The following is an 8,095-nucleotide window of genomic DNA, read 5'->3' as shown; positions in this document are numbered from 1 at the left end:
TCGTCTGCCGTCTTCTGCTTCGCCCCCGAGGTCGCCCTCGCCTTCCACCGCGCGCTCGTCGAGGGCGACCGGGCCACGGCCGACCGCCTGCTCGACGGCTTCTACCGTCCCTTCGTCGAACTACGCGCGCGTGGCCGCGGGTACGCCGTCTCCCTGGTGAAGGCCGGTGTCCGGCTCCGTGGCCTCGACGTGGGCGAGGTCCGGCCGCCGTTGCACGAGCCGGACGAGGACCATGTGAAGCAACTCGCACAGATCATCGAGCGCGGCCACGCGCTCCTGGAGGCGGCACAGTGAAGGCGTCCACGTTCGTCTACCCCTGGGACGTCAACGGGGACCCGGAGGCCGCGGCCCGCATCGCCGGGCTCGGCGTGCGCCAGGCGACCCTCGCCGCCGCGTACCACTCCACGCGCGCGTTGACCCCCCGTCACCCGCGCCACCGCATCGTCACCGCCGAGCACGCGGCGGTGCTGTACCCCACGTCCCCGACGGACGACCGCTGGGCGGGCCGCGAACTGCGTCCGTACGCGGCCGGTGACTGGGCCCCCGGGGACGCCTTCGGGACGGCCTGCGCGGAACTCGCCGGGGCCGGTCTGGAGGTGCACACCTGGGTCGTCCTCGCGCACAACTCCCGTATGGGCGCCGAGCATCCGGGCACCTCCGTCGTCAACGCCTACGGCGACCGCTACCCGTGGGCCCCGTGCATCGCCCAGCCCGCCACGCGCGCGTACCTCGTCGACCTCGCCGTGGAGGCGGCCGTCCGCCCCGGCGCGGCCGGCACCGAGCTGGAGTCCCTCGGCTGGTACGGCCTCCAGCACCTGCACGCCCACGACAAGACCGGCGGGGTCCCGCTCGGCGACGCCGGGATGTACCTCATGGCGCTCTGCTTCTGCGGGACGTGCCGCGAAGGGTACGGCGAACAGGGCGTCGATTCCGACGAGTTGGCCGCGGCTGTGCGTATCGCCCTGGAGCCGCTGTGGCGGGGGGTGCCGGACGACGGGGGCTGGGCCGGGGTCGGGAAGCTCCTCGGTGACGGGCTCGCGGCCGCCACCCGCACATGGCGCGGCGAGACGGCCCGCACGCTTCAGGAGGCTGCCGTCCGGGCGGTCCGCGCGGCCGCTCCCGAGGGCTTTCAGATCCTGCTGCACGCCGACCCGGTGACGTACCACGTGGGCGCCAACGCGGGAGTCGACCCGGAGCACATCCTGTCCGTCGCGGACGGTGTGGTGGTGCCCTGCGCGGACGGGCCGAGCCTGCTCACACCGTTCGCCGGGCTCCGGGACGACGCGGTGATCGCCGCCAACTTCCCCGTCGTCAGGGAGATGGGCGGCAGCCCGGGCACCCTCGCGGCGGACGTGGCCCGGGCGCGGGAGTGCGGGGCGACCGAAGTCCGGCTCTATCACGCCGGGTTGGCGTCGGACGGTGACCTGGAGGCGATCCGCTCGGCGCTGGCCGGCCTCTGAAACAGGGGCACGGCGGTGGCCAGCCACACCACGCCGAGAACCGCCGACAGCACCCGCTGGTCGACCAGTTCGACCAGGGCCGCGCCCGCCGCGAGGCCCAGCGCGTTCGGCGCGAACACCAGGGTGTGGGCGGTGGCGACGGTACGGCCCAGCAGCGCGTCCGGGGTCTCGCGCTGCACGGCGGTGAGCGCGGCGATCAGCACGCAGGGCAGGCCGACGCCGATCGCCGCGCTGCCCGCCAGGGCCAGAGGCTCGGAGGGCAGGGCCCGGAGCCCGGCGGCCACGGCGGTCAGGACGATGCCGTACCCGGCGAACCGGCGCCCGCCCAGGCGCCGCAGGGCGGGCCCGGAGAACAGCCCCACGGCCACGGATCCGACGCCCTGGACGGCGTACAGCACACCGGCGTACGCGGGGGAGCGGCCGAGGGCGTCGATCACGGCGTAGAGCAGGGCGCCGTTGACCCCGGCACAGAGCATGGTGGTGCCGCCGGCCAGGATCAGGGGGCGGAGTACGGGGTGGGCCCACAGGTGGCGGGCGCCTTCGGTGAAGGGGGTGCGGGGGGACGGTCGGGGGCGGCCCTTCTGTCCGGGTCTGGTCTCGTGTCCGTGTCCGTGTCCGTGTCCGCGTCCGGTCTCCGGTCCGCGCCCGCTCTCCCGTCTCGGACTGGCCTCGGGTCCGCGCCCGCTCTCGGGTCCGGGGCCCGTCTCGTGTCCGGGCCCGGTTTCGGCTCCGGATCCGGCCTTCCGCCCGGGTCCGGTCTCCGGTCCGCGCCCGCTCTCCCGTTCAGGACCGGTCTCGTGTCCGTTTCCGGTCTCCCGCCCGGGTCTGGTCTCGCGTCCGAGCCCGGGCTCCCGGCCGGGATCAGCCTCCCGTCCGCCCCCGCTCTTGTGCCCAGGACCAGCCTCCCGCCCGAGCCCGGCCTCCCGGACACGTAGGCCCGCGTACAGCCCCGCCGCCAGTGCGAACGTGACCGCGTCCAGGAGGGCCACTGCCGGGCCGCCGTGCAGGGCGTACAGGCCGGCGCCCGCCAAGGGGGCGATCACCTTCATGCCCTCCGTGATCGCCATCCGCAGCCCGTTCAAGTCACCGAGCAGGGACGGGGCGACGGCCCCGGCGACCAGGGCGGACTCCGCCGCGTCATGGACCACGCCCACCGCGCCGTACACGAGAAGCACCGTGAGGACGACCGGGACACGGGCCGTGAGGAGGACCGGCAGGAGCGCGGCTAGCAGCAGGTTGGCGCCGACCAGCAGCGGTTTGCGGCGGACGCGGTCCGCGAGGGTGCCGAGCAGCGGACCCGCGAGGGTCGGCGCCCACATCGCGAGCATGCACAGCGCGGCCAGGCCGTCCGAGCCGGTGAGGTCCTTGACCCAGACCCCGGACACCAGCCACAGGGCCGAGGTGCCGAAGCCGGAGACGAGCACCCCGGTGAGATACAGCCGTGCGTCGCGGTCCCGGAGCACCGCCCATGTCTTCGTCATGGAGGAAAAGCGTGGGTCTAAGGCCCCGGGGGAGGGATGGGGCAGGTGCCCTAGAAGTGCGAGCGATGAGTTTTCGGAACGGGGACGGTCCACCCTTCACGACCACGCTCACCCCGCACGACCACGCCCACCCGCACGACCACGCCAACCCGCACGACCACGCCAACCCTGAGGAGCACCGCATGACCGTCCCGCCCCTGGACCTCGGACCGCAGACCCGCGTCATCGCCCTGCTGGCCGAGGGCGTCACCGATGAGCAGCTGGGCCACGCCACACCGTGTCCGGAGTACGCGGTGCACCACCTGCTCGGCCATCTGCTCGGCCTCTCCACGGCCTTCCGCGACGCGGCCCGCAAGGACCTGGGTGCCACCACCGACACCCCGCCGACCGACTCCGCCCCGGACATCGGCCCCGGCTGGCGCCAGGAGCTCCCCAAGGTCCTCGACGAGCTCGCCGAGGCCTGGCGGGACCCGGCCGCCTGGACCGGCATGACCCGCGCGGGCGGCGTGGACCTGCCCGGCGAGATCGCCGCCGCCGTCGCGGTCGACGAACTCGTCGTCCACGGCTGGGACCTGGCCATGGCCACCGGTCAGCCGTACGAGCCGGACCCGGCCGCGCTCCAGGCGACGTACGCCTTCCTCGAGGCCTCCGCCGACGACCCGAGCCGCGACGCCATCTTCGGCCCGATCGTCCCGGTGCCGCAGGACGCCCCGCTCCTCGACCGGGCCGTGGGCCTCAGCGGGCGGAACCCGGGCCGGCCCGTGTAGACGCCGGTACGACCGTGCCGTAGTCGAACGGAAACCGGCGGCGGGCGGCGGGCCCGGACCGTACGCTCCCCACCATGCCGCCCCTCAGCCTCACCGTCCTCGGCACCGCCTCCCCGCACCCGGGGCCCGGCCGCCCCTGCTCCGGCTATCTGCTGCGCGGCGGGGGCGCCGAGGTGTGGGTGGACGCCGGCCCCGGAACCTTCGCCGAGTTGCAGCGGCACACGAACCCCTCCCGGCTCACGGCGATCTGGATCTCCCACCTCCACGCCGATCACAGTGCCGATCTCCTCGCCGCCGTCTACGCCTTCGCGTACGGCGGTCTCACCCCGCCCGCCCCGATCCCGGTGTACGCCCCGCCCGGCGCCGCCCATCGGCTCGCCGGGTTCTTCGGGCGGTCCGACACCGGGTTCCTCGGCGGTGTCCTCGACTTCCAGCCCCTGTACGACGGCCATGAGGCCCGGCACTGGAACCTGAGACTCGCCTCCCGTGCCGTCGTCCACGACGCCGAGACGTACGGGCTGCGCGCCGAGTGCGCCGGACGGGTCCTCGCGTACTCGGGGGACAGCGGCCCGTGCACCGCCCTCGTCGAACTCGCCGCGGAATCGGACGTGTTCCTGTGCGAGGCGGACCTCGACAGACATGGCGAAGGCGAACAGGTCCACCTGACCCCGGAGGACGCCGGTGACATCGCCCGCAAGGCGGGGGCGCGCGAGCTGATCGTCACCCATGTCGGGCCCACGCTCACCCGGGACATGGCGACCGCCCGCGCGGCCGTCGCCTTCACCGGTCGGACCTCGACCGCCTTCGAGGGCGCCACCCGACTCGTCTGACGCGCCGTCACCGCGACGCCAACTTCCTTTGCCGGAAGCATTGACGAAACAACACCGTCCTCCTACCTTCAACGCGTCGTACTTCGTACGTCATATATGAGACGCGATACGCGAGATCCGAGAGGCGCGCATGACCTCTGTGCCCACGCCGATCCCCTCCCGCACGCAGTACGTGCTGGAGGAGATCAAACGCCGCATCCTCACCGGGCGCCTGACGCCTGGTCAGGCCCTGGTGGAGACCGAACTCGCCGCACAGTTCGGGGTGTCCAAGACCCCGGTGCGCGAGGCGCTCAAGACCCTGGCCGGGACCGGGCTCGTCGTGATGAGCCAGTACAAGGGCGTCACGGTGCGCATGGTGGACGCGGACATGGCGCGCGAGGTCTACGACGTCCGCCTGCTTCTCGAACCCGAGGCGCTGCGGCGTGCGGTACGGCGAGGGGCCTCCCTGGACGCCGCCCGTGCCGCCCTGAGCCGGGCCGACGACGCCACCGACACCGCCGAACGCTCCCTGGCCAACAGGGAGTTCCACCGCGCCCTGTATCTGCCCTGCGGCAATCCGCTGCTCGGCCGGATGCTCGACGAGGTCCGCGACCAGGCCGCCCTGGTCTCCGCCGTCGCCTGGGCGGCCTCGCCGTCCTGGGAGCGCGAGGCCGGCGAGCACCGGGAGATCCTGCGGCTCGCCCAGGAGGGCGACGCGGAGAGCGCGGGCCGAGCCCTGCACGCCCACATCGCGTCCTTCGTCGAGCGGGCGTTCCCCGGAGTGCTGGACCAGGAGGGCCAGGAATGAGCAGCGAGACGTTCGAGGCGCAGCGGGCGGCCCTGGCCGACGTGGTGGCGATCCCGGTGACCCCGTTCGCCGAGGACGGCACCGTCGACCGGGACGCCCACCGGGCCCTGCTGCGCCGGCTGCTCGACGGAGGCATTACCACCCTCACCCCCAACGGGAACACCGGGGAGTTCTACGCCCTCGCGCCCGAAGAACGCCGTCTGGTCACGGAGTTGACCCTCGACGAGGCCGGGGGGCGGGCCGACGTCCTGGTGGGCGTGGGGCACGACGTGCCCACCGCGGTCGCCTCCGCCCGGCACGCCCGGGAACTCGGCGCGGGCATGGTCATGGTCCACCAGCCCGTCCACCCGTACGTCTCGCAGGGCGGCTGGGTCGACTACCACCGCGCCATCGCCGAGGCCGTTCCGGAGCTGGGAGTGGTTCCCTACCTCCGCAACGCCCAGCTCCGCGGGGAGCGCCTCGCCGAACTCGCCGACGCCTGCCCGAACGTCATCGGGGTGAAGTACGCCGTCCCGGACGCGGCCAGGTTCGCCGCCTTCGCCCGGGACGCGGGACTCGAACGTTTCGTGTGGGTGGCCGGGCTCGCCGAGCCCTACGCCCCCTCCTACTTCTCGGCGGGCGCCACCGGTTTCACCTCCGGACTGGTGAACGTCGCCCCCGCCGTCTCGCTGAACATGATCGAAGCGCTTCGGTCCGGGGATTTCCCGGCCGCCATGAAGGTCTGGGAGCAGATCCGCCGCTTCGAGGAACTCCGGGCGGCGAACGGCTCCGCCGACAACGTCACCGTCGTCAAGGAGGCCCTCGCCTCCCTCGGCCTGTGCCGCCGCGAAGTCCGGCCGCCGAGCCGGGAGTTGCCCGAGTCGGAGCGCGCCGAGGTCGCCGCGATAGCCGCCGGGTGGGCGATATGACCAGCGAGAAGAACACCGGCAGGAAGCTTCCCGAAGAGCTGCGCAGCCACCAGTGGTACGGCACCGAGGGCCAGTTGCGCACCTGGTCGCACAACGCCCGGATGCGTCAGCTGGGTTACGAGGCCGAGGAGTACCGGGGTCGACCGGTGATCGCCGTCCTCAACACCTGGTCCGACATCAACCCCTGCCACGTCCATCTGCGCGAGCGCGCCGAGGCCGTCAAGCGCGGGGTGTGGCAGGCGGGCGGCTTCCCGCTGGAGTTCCCGGTCGCCACGCTCTCGGAGACGTACCAGAAGCCCACCCCGATGCTCTACCGCAACCTCCTCGCCATGGAGACCGAGGAACTGCTGCGGTCGTACCCGATCGACGCGGCGGTGCTGCTCGGGGGCTGCGACAAGTCGACGCCCGCGCTGCTCATGGGCGCGACCTCGGCCGACGTGCCCTCGATCTTCGTGCCCGCGGGGCCGATGCTGCCGGGCCACTGGCGCGGGGAGACCCTCGGGTCCGGCACCGACATGTGGAAGTACTGGGACGAGCACCGCGCGGGCAACCTGACCGACTGCGAACTGCGCGAGCTCCAGGGCGGGTTGGCCCGCTCGCCCGGTCACTGCATGACCATGGGGACCGCGTCGACGATGACCGCCGCCGCGGAAACCCTTGGCATGAGCCTGCCAGGGGCCTCCTCGATCCCGGCCGTCGACTCCGCGCACGAGCGCATGGCGGCCGGCTCCGGTCGCCGGGCCGTGGACCTCGCCTGGACCGGCCTCAAGCCGTCCGAGATCCTCACCCGGGACGCCTTCGAGGACGCCGTCACCACGGTCCTCGGGCTCGGCGGCTCCACCAACGCGGTCATCCACCTGATCGCCATGGCCGGCCGGGCAGGCGTCGAGCTCACCCTGGACGACTTCGACCGCATCGCCCGCACGGTCCCGGTACTGGCGAACGTACGGCCCGGCGGACGGACGTACCTCATGGAGGACTTCCACTTCGCCGGCGGTCTGCCCGCCTTCCTCTCCCGGATCACCGACCTGCTCCACCTGGACCGGCCGACCGTCAACGGCACCCTGGGCGAGCAGCTGGAGGGTGCGGTCGTGCACGACGACGACGTCATCCGCACCCGGGACAACCCGGTCGCGAGCGAGGGCGGGGTCGCCGTCCTGCGCGGCAACCTCTGCCCGGACGGCGCCGTCATCAAGCACATCTCCGCCGAGCCCCACCTGCTCAAGCACACCGGCACCGCGGTCGTCTTCGACGATTACAGGTCCATGCAACGCACCATCGACGACCCGGAGTCGGGCATCACCGCGGACAGCGTCCTGGTGCTGCGCAACGCCGGCCCCAAGGGCGGTCCCGGGATGCCGGAGTACGGCATGCTCCCGATCCCGGACCACCTGCTCAAGCAGGGCGTGCGCGACATGGTCCGCATCTCCGACGCCCGCATGAGCGGCACGAGCTACGGCGCGTGCGTGCTCCATGTGGCCCCGGAGTCGTACGTGGGCGGCCCGCTGGCCCTCGTGCGGACGGGAGACAGCATCACCCTCGACGTCGAGGCGCGCACGCTTCAACTCGACGTCACGGACGAGGAGTTGGAGAGTCGGCGTAAGGACTGGACGCCACCGCCCACCCGCTACGAGCGAGGCTACGGCGCCCTCTACAACGACCAGATCACCCAAGCGAACACAGGCTGCGACTTCGAGTTCCTGGCCAGGCAGGGCAAGGTCTCAGACCCTTACGCAGGGTGACTGAACCCACCTCAAGGGGTGCGGGGAACTGCGCGACCAGCCACAGCAGACCCGCACTCGCCACACAACCTCAAGTGGCACCCATGCACAGCGAGAAAGCGCTTACCGCACCCAGAACGG

8 protein-coding genes are annotated in these 8,095 nt (G+C 72.8%); 7 read left to right on the top strand and 1 reads right to left on the bottom strand.

Features of this window, described 5'->3' with window-relative positions; translation table 11 throughout:
• Both H295_RS0139155 and H295_RS0139150 read left to right on the top strand, forming a co-directional pair.
• Positions 1 to 294 (top strand): dihydrodipicolinate synthase family protein (locus tag H295_RS0139155; protein WP_028810163.1); only part of this gene is annotated, 294 nt, incomplete at its 5' end.
• Entirely contained in the window at positions 291 to 1,460 is a 1,170-nt protein-coding gene (locus H295_RS0139150; RefSeq protein ID WP_020140817.1) for a hypothetical protein, read from the top strand. The genes H295_RS0139155 and H295_RS0139150, both read left to right, overlap by 4 nt.
• Here H295_RS0139150 and H295_RS48270 read toward each other — a convergent pair.
• Complete coding sequence (locus H295_RS48270; RefSeq protein ID WP_051135687.1) at positions 1,397 to 2,941, bottom strand: MFS transporter; 1,545 nt, start codon at positions 2,939 to 2,941, stop codon at positions 1,397 to 1,399. The genes H295_RS0139150 and H295_RS48270 overlap by 64 nt on opposite strands.
• A 182-nt stretch (positions 2,942 to 3,123) precedes the next feature.
• Between H295_RS48270 and H295_RS0139140 the strand changes: the two genes are divergently transcribed.
• The 5 genes from H295_RS0139140 to araD all read left to right on the top strand — a co-directional run bounded on the left by H295_RS0139140 (position 3,124) and on the right by araD (position 7,975).
• Complete coding sequence (locus H295_RS0139140) at positions 3,124 to 3,708, top strand: TIGR03086 family metal-binding protein (protein ID WP_028810162.1); 585 nt, start codon at positions 3,124 to 3,126, stop codon at positions 3,706 to 3,708.
• A gap of 74 nt (positions 3,709 to 3,782) precedes the next feature.
• Complete coding sequence (locus H295_RS0139135) at positions 3,783 to 4,538, top strand: MBL fold metallo-hydrolase (RefSeq protein ID WP_020140814.1); 756 nt, start codon at positions 3,783 to 3,785, stop codon at positions 4,536 to 4,538.
• Between the two features lie 130 nt (positions 4,539 to 4,668).
• Positions 4,669 to 5,325, top strand: coding sequence for a GntR family transcriptional regulator (locus tag H295_RS0139130; RefSeq protein WP_020140813.1), 657 nt, complete (start codon positions 4,669 to 4,671; stop codon positions 5,323 to 5,325).
• The gene (locus H295_RS0139125) at positions 5,322 to 6,233 is read left to right on the top strand and encodes a dihydrodipicolinate synthase family protein (protein ID WP_020140812.1); all 912 of its coding nucleotides are present in this window, start codon (positions 5,322 to 5,324) and stop codon (positions 6,231 to 6,233) included. Before H295_RS0139130 ends, H295_RS0139125 begins: the two co-directional genes overlap by 4 nt.
• Positions 6,230 to 7,975, top strand: coding sequence for an L-arabinonate dehydratase (gene araD / locus H295_RS0139120; protein WP_020140811.1), 1,746 nt, complete (start codon positions 6,230 to 6,232; stop codon positions 7,973 to 7,975). Before H295_RS0139125 ends, araD begins: the two co-directional genes overlap by 4 nt.
• Positions 7,976 to 8,095: the final 120 nt, after the last annotated feature.

The organism is Streptomyces sp. 351MFTsu5.1 (genome assembly GCF_000383655.1).
Taxonomy (GTDB): domain Bacteria; phylum Actinomycetota; class Actinomycetes; order Streptomycetales; family Streptomycetaceae; genus Streptomyces; species Streptomyces griseorubiginosus.
The sequence above is the reverse complement of the archived record's forward strand: the minus strand, read 5'-3'. Positions and strand labels throughout refer to the sequence as shown.